17 protein-coding genes are annotated in these 15641 nt (G+C 68.7%); 9 read left to right on the top strand and 8 right to left on the bottom strand.

Annotated features, from left to right (window positions below; translation table 11 throughout):
- Nucleotides 1-264: 264 nt before the first annotated feature.
- Entirely contained in the window at nucleotides 265-867 is a 603-nt protein-coding gene (locus tag VKV26_23295; protein HLZ72840.1) for a hypothetical protein, read from the top strand.
- Nucleotides 868-879: 12 nt separating this feature from the next.
- Here VKV26_23295 and VKV26_23290 read toward each other — a convergent pair whose 3' ends face one another.
- Nucleotides 880-1647 carry an N-acyl homoserine lactonase family protein gene (locus tag VKV26_23290; protein ID HLZ72839.1) on the bottom strand — a complete coding sequence of 256 codons (768 nt, stop codon included), beginning with the start codon at nucleotides 1645-1647 and terminating at the stop codon, nucleotides 880-882.
- A gap of 555 nt (nucleotides 1648-2202) precedes the next feature.
- On the opposite strand from VKV26_23290, the gene VKV26_23285 reads away from it, so the two are divergent.
- Entirely contained in the window at nucleotides 2203-3123 is a 921-nt protein-coding gene (locus VKV26_23285; protein ID HLZ72838.1) for an NAD(P)-dependent oxidoreductase, read from the top strand.
- A gap of 57 nt (nucleotides 3124-3180) precedes the next feature.
- On the opposite strand, the gene VKV26_23280 is transcribed toward VKV26_23285, so the two are convergent.
- On the bottom strand, nucleotides 3181-4092 hold the full coding sequence (locus tag VKV26_23280; GenBank protein ID HLZ72837.1) for a Fumble domain-containing protein: 912 nt from the start codon (nucleotides 4090-4092) through the stop codon (nucleotides 3181-3183).
- Between the two features lie 81 nt (nucleotides 4093-4173).
- Between VKV26_23280 and VKV26_23275 the strand changes: the two genes are divergently transcribed.
- The 5 genes from VKV26_23275 (at nucleotide 4174) to VKV26_23255 (ending at nucleotide 10981) form a co-directional block, all read left to right on the top strand.
- Nucleotides 4174-4920: a J domain-containing protein gene (locus VKV26_23275; GenBank protein HLZ72836.1), complete on the top strand. Its 747-nt coding sequence runs from the start codon at nucleotides 4174-4176 to the stop codon at nucleotides 4918-4920.
- Between the two features lie 618 nt (nucleotides 4921-5538).
- Nucleotides 5539-6417, top strand: coding sequence for a sugar ABC transporter permease (locus VKV26_23270; protein ID HLZ72835.1), 879 nt, complete (start codon nucleotides 5539-5541; stop codon nucleotides 6415-6417).
- Nucleotides 6418-6419: 2 nt separating this feature from the next.
- Nucleotides 6420-7319: a carbohydrate ABC transporter permease gene (locus VKV26_23265; protein HLZ72834.1), complete on the top strand. Its 900-nt coding sequence runs from the start codon at nucleotides 6420-6422 to the stop codon at nucleotides 7317-7319.
- 162 nt (nucleotides 7320-7481) lie between these two features.
- Entirely contained in the window at nucleotides 7482-8972 is a 1491-nt protein-coding gene (locus VKV26_23260) for an extracellular solute-binding protein (protein HLZ72833.1), read from the top strand.
- Between the two features lie 101 nt (nucleotides 8973-9073).
- A complete protein-coding gene (locus VKV26_23255; GenBank protein HLZ72832.1) occupies nucleotides 9074-10981 on the top strand; it encodes an ABC transporter permease subunit in 1908 nt (635 codons plus the stop codon).
- A 126-nt stretch (nucleotides 10982-11107) separates the two neighbouring features.
- Here the strand turns inward: VKV26_23255 and VKV26_23250 are convergent, their stop codons facing one another.
- From VKV26_23250 to VKV26_23240, 3 genes are all read right to left on the bottom strand, one after another.
- Entirely contained in the window at nucleotides 11108-11419 is a 312-nt protein-coding gene (locus tag VKV26_23250) for a hypothetical protein (GenBank protein ID HLZ72831.1), read from the bottom strand.
- A 320-nt stretch (nucleotides 11420-11739) separates the two neighbouring features.
- Nucleotides 11740-12363, bottom strand: a complete 624-nt coding sequence (locus tag VKV26_23245) for a hypothetical protein (GenBank protein ID HLZ72830.1) — start codon at nucleotides 12361-12363, stop codon at nucleotides 11740-11742.
- A gap of 52 nt (nucleotides 12364-12415) precedes the next feature.
- Nucleotides 12416-13360, bottom strand: coding sequence for an FAD:protein FMN transferase (locus tag VKV26_23240; GenBank protein ID HLZ72829.1), 945 nt, complete (start codon nucleotides 13358-13360; stop codon nucleotides 12416-12418).
- Nucleotides 13361-13532: 172 nt separating this feature from the next.
- On the opposite strand from VKV26_23240, the gene VKV26_23235 reads away from it, so the two are divergent.
- Nucleotides 13533-13802 (top strand): hypothetical protein, encoded by a 270-nt coding sequence (locus VKV26_23235; protein HLZ72828.1) that lies wholly within the window; start codon nucleotides 13533-13535, stop codon nucleotides 13800-13802.
- Between the two features lie 264 nt (nucleotides 13803-14066).
- A complete protein-coding gene (locus VKV26_23230) occupies nucleotides 14067-14294 on the top strand; it encodes a hypothetical protein (GenBank protein ID HLZ72827.1) in 228 nt (75 codons plus the stop codon).
- An 11-nt stretch (nucleotides 14295-14305) separates the two neighbouring features.
- On the opposite strand, the gene VKV26_23225 is transcribed toward VKV26_23230, so the two are convergent.
- The 3 genes from VKV26_23225 to VKV26_23215 form a co-directional block, all read right to left on the bottom strand.
- Nucleotides 14306-14680 (bottom strand): hypothetical protein, encoded by a 375-nt coding sequence (locus VKV26_23225; protein ID HLZ72826.1) that lies wholly within the window; start codon nucleotides 14678-14680, stop codon nucleotides 14306-14308.
- 507 nt (nucleotides 14681-15187) lie between these two features.
- Entirely contained in the window at nucleotides 15188-15487 is a 300-nt protein-coding gene (locus VKV26_23220; protein ID HLZ72825.1) for a DUF3303 family protein, read from the bottom strand.
- A gap of 34 nt (nucleotides 15488-15521) precedes the next feature.
- A partial coding sequence (locus VKV26_23215; GenBank protein HLZ72824.1) for an IS5/IS1182 family transposase occupies nucleotides 15522-15641 on the bottom strand: 120 nt, incomplete at its 5' end.

Raw genomic sequence — 15641 nt, 5'->3', positions numbered from 1 at the left:
GCGTGCCCGCGATGCGCCACGCGGCACCGGCCTCGGTCCGATCAAGCAACCCAAGCCCCCAAGCGCTCACCCGTGGCGTACCTACCGCTCGTGACAAACTCACGGGACGATTACCCTGACCTTTTCACTGAACCGCGACAGCCGGCGCGGCTTCGGCTCGGCGTGGCGAACGCGGTAGGCTGAAGGCGTGTCGGCAGCCTGCCGCGGGGGAGTACAGCCATCCGCTTCGCCGTCATCGCCGTGCTCGTGCTGAGCTGCGCCGCCGTGCTCCTCACCCCGACTGCGCGGGCGCAGACGGTCACGGGCGACGATCTGGCCGTCGTGCTGCTCGGCCAGGACGATCTGCCCGGCTTCACGCTGGCCGGCGATACCTCGCCGCCGGCCACGCCCGACGAGGTGCGCGAGCAACGCACGCGCATCTTCACCGACGACGCCGACGCCGGCACGCTGCTTTCGCTCATTCTTTCGGCCCCGCACGCCGATGCCGTCTGCCTGCCGCAGATCCTCGGCAGCGTGGCAAACGGCGACGTGCTCGGCGCGCTCAACGGCGACAAGCCCAACTACCAATCGCTCGGTTCGCTGGGCGCCGGCGACGTGGACACCGCTGCGATCTGGAACGATTTCGACGCGGGCCGCGGCGCCTGGTACACGGTCAGCGAGGACGTGTTCATGCGCGGCGAGCTGGTCGTCTACGTCGAGGTGGTCGCCTACGGCACGCCGCCGGCTGCCGATCAGCTCGCCGGCTGGGCGCGGTTGCAGGACGCGAAGCTGCTTGCGGCCACCGCCGATCCGGCCTCCGCGGCCGGCGTGCTGGCGCGCACGCCGGTGCCCGCCTCGCCCGCCGACGATCCGACGGCCTGCAGTTAGCCCGGGCAAGCTCTACGCCAGCAGCACGATGCCATCGGCCACGGGCTGCAGCCGCTCCAGCACCAGCGGATCGTGGCCGGGCACGATCAGATCCGTGGCGTCCGCCAGCTCGCGGATGCGGGTGAAGGCGCGGTAGGCGCCCGGCAGATCGTGCAGCGTGTTGAACGGCCGGTCCTGCTCGAAGTTGGCGTAGTAGTGCGAGGCGTCGGAGGTGAGCACGGCCGTGCCGCGCGCCGTCTGCACGCTCACGATCTGCATGCCCGCCGTGTGCCCGCCGACGTGGTGCACGCGCACGCCCGGCGCGACCTCCGCCTCGCCCTCCACGAAGCGCACCCGCTCCTCGTAGTTGTAGCGCACGAAGGCAGCCACATCGTCGGGCTCGGCGCTGTGGCGGAAGGCGGGCTTGCCCGCGTACGGCCCGGTGCAGAACGCCATCTCCGCCGCCTGCACGTGAAAGCGCGCCTGCGGAAAGAGCGCGTGGTTGCCTGTGTGGTCGTAGTGGAAGTGCGAGACGATCACGTCCTCCACCGCCGCCGGATCGACGCCGATCTGCGCCAGCCCCGCGTCGATGCCTCGCGTGAAGGTGCGGCCGCGGCGCGTGCCCACCGGCTCGGTGAAGCCGAGGTCCACGACCACGGTTCGCTCGCCGTCGCGCAGCGCCCAGACGAAATAGGCCATGGTCATCGGCTCGCGGCGGTAGTCGCCGTAAAAGCACTCGGAGGAGTTCGTCTCGCGCCGCGCGTACTGGACCGCGTAGATGCGGTAGCTGCTTGCCGGCATCTCGTCATGCTCCCGTCGTGGTACAGTCGGGCCGGTTGCCAGTAGACGACCGCGCGCCGTGTGCATCTTGGGTAACGGAGGCTCAGCGTGACAACACCGGGACAACGCCCATCACCCATCAACCCGATCCGCGGAATTGCGCCGAAGTTTGACGAACCGATCGAAACGTGACGCGCGCCTCATTAGGCGCAGGCCACGATGCTCGCACCCGGCGCTGGGTGAGGATTGAAACGGCGACGTGTGGGAGCGGCCGCAGCTTTCGAAGCGCAAAGCAGGTATTCGCGGAGCGCGAAGAGTAGTGGACGGCGCAAACGGTGGTACACGTACGGCGCACTGCGGGGCGCGTGCATCGCGCCCCTGGACGCCTGGCGGATCGTGCCCGTACTGATTGCCCTGCCACACGACGTATTGGTAACGGCGCATCGCACGCGCCCACTGGTGGCCTCCGCACGTGGGGCCGTCCACCCACATGCGAACTCGCTGAACTCGCCGCGGCCCAACAGCACCGCCATCCGCGGATATCTACCCGACGGATACCGCCCCAGGAGGTAGGGGATGAAGATCGGTTTCATCGGCCTGGGCACGATGGGCCAGCACATGGCCGCCAGCCTGCAACGCGCCGGCCACGAGCTCGTCGTGCACGACCTGCGCCGCGAGGCGGCCGAACCGCATCTCGAACGCGGCGCGAGTTGGTCCGACTCGCCGCGCGACCTGGCCGAGCGCAGCGACCTGGTCTTCACCTCGCTGCCCGGCCCGCCGGAGATGGAGGCCGTGGCGCTTGCCGACGACGGCCTGCTGGCGGGCATGCGCAAAGGCACGGCCTACTTCGACCTCACCACCAACGCGCCGGCCACGGTGCGCCGCCTGCACGGCATCTTCGCGGAGCGCGGTGTGCACCTGCTTGACGCGCCGGTGAGCGGCGGGCCGTCCGGCGCGCGCACGGGCAAGCTGGCGCTCTGGGTGGGCGGCGACGAGGCGGTCTTCGAGCAGTACAAACACGTGCTGCTGGACATCGGCGACGAGCCGTACTATGTCGGGCCGATCGGCGCCGGCTCGGTGGCGAAGCTGGTGCACAACTGCGCCGGCTACACGATCCAGGCCGGGCTGGCCGAGGTCTTCACCATGGGCGTGAAGGCGGGCGTACCGCCGCTGGCGCTGTTCAAGGCGGTGCGGCAGGGGGCGCTGGGCAGGAGGCGCACCTTCGACCGCCTGGTCGATCAGTTCCTTCCCGGCGTCTTCGACCCGCCCGCCTTCGCCCTGCGGCTGGCGCACAAGGACATGACCCTGGCCACGGCGCTGGGCCGCGAGCACCGCGTGCCGATGCGCCTGGCCAACATGGCGCTGGAGGAGATGACGGAGGCGCTCAACCGCGGCTGGGCAGAGCGCGACTCGCGCGTCTCGATGCTCTTGCAGGAGGAGCGCGCCGGCGTCGAAATCGCCGTGCCGCCGGACGAGCTGCGTGACGCCCTGGACTGAGCGATCGCTTGCTCGGGCGTCAAGCGAGGAAGAAGGGAACGCTCGCCCCTCGTTTCCCTAATTCCCTATACCCCGTTCCCTCCCCGCCGCCTCGGCCAGGGCGCCGAGGGCGATGGCGAAGCCGGGGTTGGCGGGCACCATGATCTCGCCGCCGAAGAGGGCGCCGATCATGCCCGCCGCCTTGCGGATGCCGTCCAGGTCGGCCAGGTGGCCGATCAGCACCAGCGAGGGGTAGCCGTTGGCGTTGGCGGCCAGCAGCGCCAACCGCACCGTCGCCTGCCCCACCATGTTCATCAACGCGGCGGCCACGTGCTCGCGGCCGGCCTGCACCTCGTCGCCCACCCACGGCCCGGCGACGATGCCCGACGCCTTGCCGAAGTGCGAGGCGGTGGCGTTGGCCGGGATCATGCCCACCGGCCCGCCGACGATGTCGCCCACGGTGAGGTCGATCCGCTCCGGGTCGCCCTGGCGGGCCAGCTCATCGATCGTGGCGGCGTCGGCGGTGCCGAGCAGCAGGCGGCTGAGGCCGAGCAGCGTGCCGCCGCCCACGCCGGTGCCGCCCAGGTGGCGCACCTGCTCGCCGCGGGCGCCGACCATCGCCGTGCCGGTGCCGAGGCTGACGACGAGCGCCTGGTCGAGGCCGCTGGCGAGCAGGCCGCCGCGGCCGATCGCCTGCAACTCGCCGACCTTGACCAGCGGCGTGCCGTTGATCGCGTCGGGCAGGAACTGGTGCCGTCCGCCGGTGACGGCGATCCAGTTCAGCTCGCGCAGGTCCGCCACACCGCTCTTCGCCAGCAGGGCGCAAACGGCTTTCGCGTCCATGGGCCGGCCTGCGGGGAAGAAGCGGCGTGTGAGCTCGCCGTCGCGCAGCAATAGCACGTCGAAGTTGGTGCCGCCGAAGTCGATCGCGGCGACGTGGCCGCCGATCTGACGCAGTACCTGCGCCTCGTCTGTCGGTGCTGCCGGCATGGTTGGTCCTCGCTTCCCGCCCGTCGCTGCCGGGTCGGCGTGCTACGCTGCAGAGTGCGGCAGCGGCCGAGACGAGTCAAGATGGCGGAGCTCCAGCCGGTGCAGCCCGAGGATTACTACGAGATTCTGCAGGTGAGCCCGCGCGCCGATGCAGAGGTGATCGAGGCCGCCTACCGGGTGCTGGCGCGGCGCCTGCACCCCGACCGCAACGCGTCGCCTGCGGCCACGGCGGCGATGGCGCGGCTCAACGCGGCCTGGGAGACATTGGGCGACGCGTTGAGCCGCGACGCCTACGACCGGCAGCGGCGGCTCGCGGTGCCGGCAGTGCGCCCAGCCGTGCCGTCTGAGCCGGCGGCCGGGTTCGCGATTGAGGCGGGCGAGCGACCGCGCCTGCGCGTCGAGCCGGCGATGCTGCGCTTCGGACCGCTGGCGCGCGGCGCACGCACGGCGGGCTTCGCCACGGTCGTGACCGAGCCGCCGGGCATCCGCGTGGAGACGGCCGTGGCGGAGGGTGCGAGCTGGCTCGCGGCGGGGCCGCCGTTGCTCAAGGGGCTGGAGAAGGAGCAGATCGGCGTGACGCTGTCGACGCGGCGCCTGGCGCCCGGCAGCTACCACGGCGCCGTCGAGCTGCGCACGAGCTGGGAGACGGTGCGGCTGCCGGTGGAGCTGAGCGTGCGCCGGGCCTCGCCGATCGTTGCTCTGCGCACCCTGCTGAGGGAGGGTCCGGGCGAAGGCGGCTGGCGCGGCGGCGCCGGGGCGTTGTTGCTCTCGCTGCTGGCGCTGGTGCTGATCGTCGTCGGGCTGGGCGTGCTGGCGCTCGGCCGCTGAAGCCGGCGGGCCAGCGTTCATGTTTCACGTGAAACAGCATGGCCGGCCCTCATCCTCTCGTCTCTCCTTCTCCCAATCCTGGGCGAAGGAGACGATCCGGCGTCGCGCGTTCCGACCAGCCTGCGGTTAATCCGGCAGCGACTGAGTCGTGCCCCGCACGATCGCCCCTCGCCCAGGATTGGGAGAAGGGACGGGGGTGAGGGCGCAGCGTCAGGGCGACATGCGGCCGGCGGTGTACTGGTATACGGGCGGTGCCATGCCGGGCGTCCGATCGGCGGCCGCACCGACAATATGTCCGCCTGCACTTGACTCGAATCCCGAGAGGACACAGTATAGGACAGATTTTCGCAACGAGCCGACGCGCGACGGCAGCCCCTGGCGCCGTACCCAGCGTGGCACGAACCCGCGCCGGCCGCTGCGGCCGTCAGGCGTGCGCCACGTGCCCGCCTCCCGCCATCGACCGGCTCCAGCGCGGCTCCTGACTGCACCAGGCGGGTGCGAGGCGCCGCGGGCGGGCGCCGCCAATCATGGGAGGCTGCCAACGTGTCTCTAACGCGAACTCCGACGACTGCGGAGGCCGCCGCGGTTGCCGTGCCGGCGCCGCGCGAGGCGGGGTGGATGCGCCGCCTGCTGCGCGGCGAGGCCGCCTTCGGCTACCTGCTGATGGCCCCGGCGCTGATCTACCTCGGGCTGCTGTTGCTCTATCCCCTGCTGCTCTCGATCTGGTTCAGCCTGACCGATGCCTCCACCGGCCAGCCCTTCGGCAGCTGGGTGGGCCTGAAGAACTTCACCGATCTCTGGTCGAACGAGACCTTCCGCCTGGCGCTGCGCAACTCGTTCATCTTCACCTTCGGCTCGGAGATCGGCAAAGCGATCCTCGGCACAGTGCTCGCCTTCCTGCTGCTGCGCCGCTTCCACGGTAAGAAGGTGCTGCGCGCCCTGCTCGTGCTGCCCTGGACGGTGCCCGTGGCGCTGACCACGCTCGGCTGGCTGCTGCTCTTCGACCCCACCTTCAACATGCTCAACCGCATCACCGGCGCGATCGGCATCGGCTACCACCCGAGCTGGCTGGGCGAGCCGGTGCCGGCGATGATCGCGATCATGATGGCCAACATCTGGCGCGGCTTTCCCTTCTCCGCCATCATCCTGCTCGCCGGCCTCACCTCCGTACCGCCGGAGATCCTCGAGTCGGCCGCGCTGGACGGCGCCGGCTTCCTGCGCCGCTTCCACTACATCATCGTGCCGATGATCGCGCCGATCCTGTTCATCGGCCTGCTCTTCGACCTCGTCTTCAGCTTCACCGACCTGAGCGTGGTCTACCTGCTCACCAGGGGTGGACCGGAGAACACGACGCACATCCTGCCCGAGCTCGCCTATCAGAACGGCATTCAGGGCGGCGACCTGGCGCAGGGCGCGGCGATCTCGCTGTTCATGCTGCCGGTCTTCGTGATCGCCTGCGTGATCATGCTGCGCATTCTGCGCCGGCGGGAGATCTGATCATGGCCGGCGAAGTTCTTGACGCCTCAGCGCCGGCGCGTGCTCGCCAGGGCACGACCTGGTTGACCCGCGCCCTCAGGGAGTCGATCGTCACCTGGGTGGGGCTTGCGTTCTTCCTGGTGATCGCACTCTTCCCGATCGCGGTGATGGCGGTGACCTCGTTCAAGCAGGGTGGCGACCTCATCGACCTGAAGACGCCGCCGCTCTGGTTCCACCGCGCACCGACCTTCTCGCACTACACCTACCTCTTCCAGCAGACCAAGTTCTTGACCTGGGCCGGGAACACGATCGTGATCTCGTTCTTCACCGTCGTGATCACGCTCATCCTGGCCGTGCCCGCGGCCTACGCGCTGGCACGGCTGCACTTTCCCAACGCGGACAACTTCGGCATCGGCATCTTTCTCACCTATCTCGTGCCGCCCGCCTTGCTCTTTCTGCCGCTGACAATCATCCTCTCGCGCTACGTGAACCTGATCGACACCAAGTGGGCGCTGGTCGTGGTCTATCCCACCTTCACCACGCCGTTCTGCGTCTGGCTGCTGATGGGCTTCTTCAAGACGATCCCCGTCGAAGTCGAGGAGGCGGCGCGCGTGGACGGCTGCTCGCGCCTGCAGGCGATCCTGCGCGTGGTGCTGCCGCTCAGCATCCCCGGGCTGCTGACCGTGGCGATCTTCGCCTTCACGCTGGGCATGCAGGAGTACATCTACGCCCTGACCTTCATCTCCAACTCGCTGGAGAAGCCAGTGACGATCGGCGTCACCAGCGACCTGATCCGCGGCGACGAGTACTTCTGGGGGGAGCTGATGGCCGGGGCGTTGCTGGCCGGCATTCCGGTCGCGATTCTCTACAATTTCTTCCTCGATCACTTCGTGGAGGGCATCAGCCAGGGCGCGATCAAGTAGGACGGCGGCAGGACCAGACCGCGCCGCCACGGCGGCGTTCCGGCGCTGGTCTGCCGATCGGCACAGGCTCAGCGGCGACCGGTCGAGGCGGCCGGTTGCCGGCGTTTGGCACAGCCGTCCAGCCGCGATCCAAGGCGGCGTGACGATGCGAGGAGGCAGATCATGGCAGATGGTCCTGCGGAGATCCGTGCCGAGGCCGCTCCGAGTGCGGAAGTCGTGCCCGAGCCGGCGCCCGCGCTCGAGGGCAGGCTCGATCGGCGCCGGCTGCTGAAGGGGCTGGGCGCCGGCCTGGCCGGCATCGGGTTGGCGCCGCTGCTGGCGGCGTGCAGCAGCAGCAACAATGCAAAGATCACGAAGGCGCCCGTCGGGGCCGCCCCCGCAGGCGGCACGCCCTCGATCAGCGTCTCGAAGGGCGCCTCGCTCTCGATCCTGATGTGGAACCACTTCGTGCCGGCCTTCGATACGTACTTCGACAAGTACGCGAAGGACTGGGGCAGCGCCAACAACGTTAACGTGCGCGTGGACCACGTCGACATCGCGCAGTTGCCGGGCCGGCTCGCGGCCGAGGCCGCCGCCGGCAGAGGGCACGACCTCTTCGCCTTCGCCGCCCAGATCCAGACGCGCCGCTACCAGAACCGCCTGGTGGATATGACGCCGCTGATGGACCCGATGATCAAGGCCTACGGCGATGTGATCCCGATCGGCAAGGCGACGTCGTTCATCGACGGCAAGTGGCTGGGCCTGCCGCACTTCAACGTGATCATCCCGCCGCTGGTGCGCACCGACCTGCTCAAGGACAATGGCCTGAAAACGCCGGTCACCTGGGACGATGTCCTGGCGGCGGGCAAGGTGCTCAAGCCGAAAAACCATGCGGCCGGTCTGGCGATTTCGCACTGCAACGACGCGAACCACAACTGGCGCGCGGTGATGTGGTCGTTCGGCGCCAGTGAAGTGCATGAGGACGGCAAAACACTGGCGCTCGATACCCAGGAGATGAAGGACTTCCTCACCTGGGCGAAGCAGTTCCAGGCCGAGGCCAACTCGGATGAGGTCTACGCCTGGGCCGACGTGTCGGACAACCAGTACCTCGGATCCGGCACGGGTTTCTTCATCCATGACGCGATCAGCGCGTTGCGCAGCCTGCAGGGCAAGAACGACGAGCTGTACAACGCCATCGCCATTCTGCCCGAGATGAAAGGACCAAAAGCACAACTCTCGATGCCGGATCCGCAGGTCTTCGCGATCTGGAACTTCACGCCCAAAGCGAACGTTGAGGCGGCCACGTCCTTCCTCTGGACATACATGAACAACTGGAAGGCGAACTTTATCGCCTCTACGGGCTACAACATGCCGATGTTCGCCAATCAGTTGGTGAAGCCGATGCCGGTGCTGAGCGAGGATCCGAAGTTCGTGGTTATGCAGGACTATCAGGGCGCGCTGCTGCAAACCTACGGCTACCCCGGCCCGCAGACTCCGGCGGCCGAGGACGTGCTGGCGCAGTACATCCTGCCGGACATGATCGGCAAGATGCGCGGCGGCGGCACAGTAGACGACGCGCTCAAGTTCGGACGCGACCAGATCGGGCCGATCTACGCCAAGAACTACAAGTCCAGCCTGACCCCGGCCCCGAACGTGACGGCGGTTCCGAAGTAAGCCGTGGTTTCCGCGGCAGGGCAATTTGACAGCGGGGACAGCGGTGGCGCCGTTGTCCCCGCTGCCGGTGTACGGCGAACAACAGCCGACGTGAGAGCGAGATGATCGCGACGCCGACGCGAGAGCAGGCGCCGCCGCGGCTGGGGCGCCCCTGGCATCGCCTGCAGGAGGCGCTGCCAGGCTGGCTGCGGCGCCACCTGGCGGCCTATCTGCTGCTGCTGCCGGCCTGCGCCCTCGTCTTCGGGCTGATCGTTTATCCGCTGCTCTACACGGTCTGGTTGAGTTTCACCAGCAGCCAGGACTTTTATGGCCCCGGCGCCTTCAACGGCCTCGCCAACTACCGCGAGGTGCTGAGCGACCGCACCTTCTGGGAGGCCGTGCGCAACACCGTCGTGCTGACCGCGATCACGATCGCGCTCGAGCTGGTGCTGGCCGTGGCGACGGCGCTGCTGCTCTGGTGGCGTTTCTGGGGCCGCTCGCTCGTCTTCCTGGTCGTGTTCGTGCCCTGGGTGTTTCCGGCGGCGTTCTCCGGCTTCGCCTGGATGATGTTGCTGAAGCCGCCCTTCCACACCTTCTACACGTTGCAGGCGGTGCAGGTGAAGGACACCCTGGAAGGGCTGTTCGGGCCGAGCGCCTACTACTTCGCCACGATCGTTACCTTCAACGTCTGGCGCTGCTCCTCGTTCGTGGCCGTCTTCCTGCTGGCCGGCCTGAACGGCATTCCGCGCGAGCTGCTGGAGTACGCGCGGCTGGAGTCCGGCTCGGCCTGGCAGCGTTTCCGGCTGGTGATCGCGCCGCTGGTGCGCCGCTATCTCGTCCTCGCCGTGCTCACCTCGATCGTGATCACCTTCATGGACTACACGATCGTCTACGTTCAGACGGGCGGGCTGATCTTCCAACCGCTGCTGGGCACGCTGGCGTACCGCACCGGCATCGAGCACGGGCAGACGGGGCTGGGCGCGGCGATCAACGTCCTGCAGTTCCCCTTCGTGGCGGCACTGCTGTTCATCGGCTTTCGCTTCTTCGAACGCGAGCCGCGGCCGCACGTGCCGGAGCGCAGCGTCGCGCCGCTGCATCTGCAATCATTGCAAACGGCATCGTTGCCGGCGCAGCCAGCCCCCGCGGCGACGCGAGCTGCGCCCGCCGCTCCTGCGCCGCGGCAAGGCCGTCGCGTTGCGCACTATCGCCTGCGACGCGGTGTGCTGCTGGCGCTCGGCAGCGTCGCCGCCCTTGTCCTCGCCGTCTTTCACATCCTGCCGATCTACTGGACGCTGATCTCGTCGATCCGACCGCTGACGGAGAACACGGACGGCAATCCCTTCTGGGCGCTGCATCCGAGCTTGACTGGCCTCACTGAGCCGCTGCGTGATCAAGCCTTCTGGACCTGGATGCAGAACACGGCCGTGATCTTCGGCGTGGCGCTGGTCGTGGCGCTCGTCGCCAGCCTGCTCGCCGGCTACGCGCTGGCACGGCTGCGGCCGCCCGGCGCCCGCTGGACGGCGCGCCTGCTGCTCGCCAGCTACTTCGTGCCGCAGATCGCCGTGCTGGTGCCGGTCTACCAGCTCTTCATCTGGCTGGGCATCTCCGACACCTTCCTGGCCGTGATCCTGCTCTACGAGACGCTGACCGTGCCCTTCTGCACCTGGCTGTTCTACACGCACTTCACCGCGCTCTCGCCGGACACCGAAGAGGCGGCGCTGCTGGACGGCACGCGTGTGCAGGCCTTTCTGCGCCTGACGCTGCGCATGAGCTGGCCGGTCATCATCGCCGCGGGCGTCTTTTGCGTCGGCATGATGGCCTCGGACCTGCTCTACGCCGGCACATTCCTGATTCACCACGACCAGCAGACGGTGACGGTAGGACTGGCGGTGATCTCGCTCGACCTGGGCGAGTTCACCCAGGCGACGGGGGCAATTGGCATCGCCGCCCTGCCGATCGTGCTGATCTGCCTGCTGTTCGCGCCGAGCTACGTGCGCGGCCTGACGATGGCGATGGACGAGGGGGCGTAGGCGCACCGCCGGGCCCCGGTAGATTCCTCTGGCCCTCGATACCAGGGGAAGCCGAGATCATGGCTCGGATGCGCGGTGCCGGCGGCCGGCTTTGGCGCCACCGGCGGGCGTGCAGGCGAGCAGGCGTTACGAGGCACGCGTGCGGGCGTGCACGGTGGGAGTGGCCGCGACGCTCGGAACTGCTTTGCGTGTCATCACGGCTGGGGGTGTCACCACCGCCGGAGCCGTGCTCCGCGTGGCCACTTCGGCGCCTTGCGCCGGCGAGTGCCAGGTGAACGCCGGGACCACGGGAGCGCTCTCGGCCTGAGCCGCGGCGCCGGACGACTGCGCGGCGATCAGGCCGAACAGGCTGCTCGACACGAGCACGCTGCCGACCGCGCTGGTCTGGAGCCAGCGGCGGATGCGCTTGGGGCTGCGGGCGGTGTTCGTCGTGGCCATCGTCGTGGCTCCTCTCATCGCTCCTGTCGTACACCCGGCGCAAGGCGTGGCGGATGCGTCCACCGCGTCGGTGCTTCGTCCCTGATGTCACTGGAGGTACGGGAGCCCATGCCCCGCCGGATGGTGGCCGGCGTTGGCGCGGCGACGTTGTGCTTGTGAGGCACGGCACACTCAGCCGAACGGGCGTGAGAGGGCACAACCCGCCCCAGGCGACCGTGAACGACTCTCTGCTTCGGGCCACACGGTGGAAACGCAGTAGCTGAATCAGGTCGAGCGGCGGTCACTCGCAAGCGTGCGGACGGGTGGCCCCACCGAGCGCCTCAGGGGTAGCCCACGCGGGTGCTGAGCAGCACCAGCACCATCGCGGTGAAGGCGCCGCCGGCGATCACCCCCGGCCCCCAGCGCTGCAGGCGGTCCGGCGTGCCCGCCGCGAGGCGCGTGAAGCGTCGCGCCAGCAGCGCTGCGGCGATGGCGGTGCAGGCGAGGTATAGCGCCAGCATCCAGCCGTGCCTGGTGTCCGCGCCGGTCTTGATGCCGTGGGCGGTGCTGAACACGAACGCCGGATAGCTCAGGAGGTGCAGCCCGTACCAGAGCAGGTTGTGCAGCTCGCGCCGAATCGCCGTGCTGGCCACGACCAACGCCAGCAGGTACAACGCGAGCACACCGATCCCCGTCCAGAACGGTTCGAAGCCAGAGGTGAACGGCACCAGCACGGCGAGCAGGCTGAAGCGCAGGTAGGTATCGACGAGCAGCACCAGCACGTGGACGGCGAGGAATGCGCCCATCAGCCAGGTGAGGAAGCGGTGCAGCGGCAGGATCGGGATCCCCTTCCACCAGGCGCCGCCGGGACCGGAGAGCACCAGCCCCGTCGCTACCGTGAGGAAGAGCAGCAGATAGGCCGTGATGCCGGCCGTCCGGATCGTGTACCAGGTGACGTGCTCCATCGCCGCACCTCCGCTCTCTCCTCGGGACCGGCCTTGCCCGTGGCAGCGCTGCTCAGGCACTGGTGTCGACGAGGAACGGCTGCATGGCCGGATTGACGCGCAGGCGTCGCTCGCGGTCCACGACCAGCCCAGCCAGGTTGTGCCGCTCAAGCAGGGCGAACCCCGCCTCGGCCCCGGCGATCACCACGGCCTTGGCAAAGACCTCCGCCGTCGCGCAGGCCGGCGCGAGCACCGTTGCGGCGAGCAGGTCGCTTACCGCACTGCGGCCGGTGCGCGGGTCGATCAGGTGATGGACCACCTCACCCTGCCGCAGCCAGCGCCGGCGCCCCACGGATGAGGTTGCCACGGCGCCGTCGCGCACCGCCAACACGGCGAGATCGCGGTCCAGGTCGGTCGGATCTTGCACGGCGATGCCCCAGTCGCCGCCGTCCGGGCTCGTGCCGCCTACGCGGATATCGCCACCCGCATCGACGAGGAAGCCGCGCTGATCGCCGAGTTCAGCCGCCGCGGCATCCACGGCCAGCCCCTTGCCGATGCCGCCCAGATCCAGCCGCACGCCGGGCGCCAACCGCACCGCCTGACGCTCGGGGTCAAGCGCATACGACTTGGCAAAGAGCACGGCGATCGGCGGTGCGGGAGGCACCGCCGGCCGCCGCACATGGTCATCGAGTGGCGGTGCGAGTTGCTCGAACGAGCGATCGTAGCCCTCGGCCTCCAGCGCGGACAGGATGCCCGGGTTGTACAGGCCGCCGGTTTGGCGAAACAGGGCATCGGCTGCGGTCAGTGCGTGAAACAGTAGCTCCGGCACCCACGTCCAGCCCGGCCCGGCGCGGTTGAGGGCAGAGAGATCGCTCGCCGGGTCGAAGCGACTAAGCGCGCGTTCATGGACCGCAAACCTCTCGGCCGCCCGCGTGAGCCGCGCCTGCGTGCGGTCGCCGCTGTCTGCCGCCAGCAGGCGGATATCGGTGTTCATCGCCCGCAGGTTCAGTTCGTGCATCGCGGCTCCGGCGTGCCCTGCGGCAGGCAGGAAGGATGGGAAACAGATGTGCACGAGATGGGAGCGTACGTAGCTATCGCCAATCAACGCTCAATCGCCGGCTCCTAGTGTAAAGACAGGAACACGACACGACACCCGGCAAGGCATCCAACGAATTCAAGGAGTTCTCATCATGGCTACCACGAACAGCGCCCGCAGCCCCAAGCGCATCCGCCGTTGGCTCCAGACCAGCGCGGTCGGCAGCGTGCTCGTGTCGAGCAGCCTGTTCGGCCTGATCGCCGCGCAGTCTATGCAGACGACGGCCCACGCCGCCAGCACGGCCACGCAGCCAGCGAGCACCGCTCAGGCCAGCAGCGATACGGCGTCGACCGCGAGCACGAAGACCACGGCGTCGGCCGCCACGGCAACCCCGAGCGTTCAGGCTCGAACCCGCGCCTCATAACGCCTGCGAGCCTTGCTGGCAGAGCAGAGCTCGCCACAACGCCATGACCACGATCGTTCGCTCGCGGCGGCCGCGATGGCAGCCCAGGAGGCGCACATATCTTGCTCACCGCCCGCAGCCTATACCCCTACTCCTGAACACGGGCGACCAGCGCGTGAAGCGCCAGGCGGTCGTGAGTGGCGCATCAAGACGTGCTGAGCAGCGCACCTTCCCCTGGAGTAGAGAGCGGAGTCACCAACGCACAAAAGAGGAGCCGACGAGGGTATGGCGGAGCGTGGCGTCACATGCGCCACCCTGATTACCCCGGTGAGTGGACCCGGCCTGCTCTGGTGCACCGCCGGCGAACAGACGCCCCGCAACGCGTATCACCTCCACTGCTGGGAGCACCGGCGGCAGACCTTCCTGGAAGTCGACACGCTTGCCGGGGCGCGGGCCGCACGCGAGGCCGGGCGGGCTGCGGCCTCGCGTGCGGACTGGCCGCGGAGCGCCTGATCGCCGCTCGTTTAGAACTTGGGGTCGGGTGAACCGTCGTTCATCGCCTGCGGGCCGGCGTGCGCGGGAGGGGTGCCGCCGTCGAAGGGCGTGCCGGTGAGGCTGGGATTGTTCAGCACCGTCTGCGCGTCTTGCAGGCTGGAGAACCACATGCCGAAGTGTTCGAGCTGCGTGCCGGAGGCCGGGCCGTCCTCGTTCTGCGACTCCCCTGCGTTCTCGGCGTTCATCGCGTAGGCCTGCGTCGTGATGCCGTGGAAAAAGGTCGTGCCGTAGCCGTAGGCGTCGGTCTTCAGATCCATACAGTACTGGCAGGCGCCGAACGGCTTGGTCGGACTCTGGATGAAGTAGCAGGTGAAGGTGGTGTTCGGCGGCATGTTCTGCGCCACGACCTGCACATCGTCGGCCAGGTCGCCGGGCGTGATCGAGACCGTGGCCGTGGCGTTGGGAAAAGAGATCCTTGATGCCGCTGGGCACGAGCTGGAACTGGATCGGCGCCGCCTGCGCTCGGGCGAGGAAGCTCTCCTTCGAGCCGTATGGCCCCCAGCCGGCCTTCATCGCCAGCGGCACGCCGGCCGCCAACGCCGCCGCGCCTTTGATCATCGTGCGGCGCGAGACGGGGCGCAGCGTACGCGATTCGATCCTGCCTGACTGTTTTGCCACGATCGCGCTCCTTCCGAAACGTTCGCCTCATGCTTGCAGTACGGCACGAGGGCGTCCACGAAAGGGGTACGGGAGGGTCAGTCATCGCAGATTGCGGGGCTTGCGCGCAGACAACGCACGATGTTGCCGCGGGCGCCGCCGGCAGTGCGCGGGAGGGTTCGGCGCAGCTGCAACACTCCACGCGAGGCAGCCGCTGCGATCCCACGGCTGGGAGAGCGGGGCTTGCCGTGTGATCACACCAGTGCGCAGCCGCCCCGGGCGATCACCGCCTCACAGGACGATGCGGCCAGCACCTCGACCGAGCCTGCCTGAGCGAAGGGCTGCATGAACCGGGTGACGCTCTCCTGATCGGCCGCGTCGACGATCAGGTACAGTGTGTGCGCGTTGTTGACGACAGCCTCTGCCTGGATCAGCAGACCGTGCTGCTGGGCATTGGCCGGTGAGAGCTGACGGGCCAGCATCGGGGCCATCTCGCGGTTTTGGGCGGGACAGCTGCCGGCCGGATGCTGATGCTTGACGACGAAGAGGCTCACTGATCACTTCCCTGTCTAGGGCGTGTCTGGTGAATCACTTGGGGAGCCACAGCAGTAATGCGGCAATCACCACCATGGCGCGGTAGTTCCAGCCTCGCTTGTCGTAGCGGGTGGCCAGGGCGCGGAACTGCTTCAGCCGGTTGTGGCAGCACTC

This window comes from Dehalococcoidia bacterium, assembly GCA_035310145.1.
Lineage (GTDB): Bacteria > Chloroflexota > Dehalococcoidia > CAUJGQ01 > CAUJGQ01 > CALFMN01.
This window is presented reverse-complemented; position numbering and strand designations above follow the sequence as displayed.